General features: G+C 66.4%; 1 protein-coding gene. It reads left to right on the top strand.

Translation table 11 applies throughout. The annotated features are described in order from the left end of the window. On the top strand, positions 1-215 hold a 215-nt coding region (locus tag HCJ94_RS29475; protein WP_168004263.1), incomplete at its 5' end, for a transposase. Positions 216-232: the final 17 nt, after the last annotated feature.

Genomic DNA, 232 nt, shown 5'->3' with positions numbered 1-232 from the left:
ACGTGAACTTTCCGCCCAAGCTCGCCCCGGCCAAGCTGGTCAACAGCCTCAAAGGCATGTCCAGCCGCCGAATGCGGCAGGAGCTCCCCGACCTGCGGCGGCACTACCACCGGGCCAACAAGCTGTGGTCGGGCTCGTACTTCACCGGACCCGTTACAGGGACGCCGCTGAGCGTCCTCCGGCAGCACATCGAGCAGCAGAACCGCCCGGTCTAAGGCACGCTCGGGCCTAA

It is taken from the genome of Micromonospora thermarum (genome assembly GCF_012034245.1).
In the GTDB taxonomy this organism is placed as follows: Bacteria; Actinomycetota; Actinomycetes; order Mycobacteriales; family Micromonosporaceae; genus Micromonospora; species Micromonospora thermarum.
Note: the sequence above shows the minus strand (reverse complement) of the source record. Positions and strands in the feature narration are given on the sequence as shown.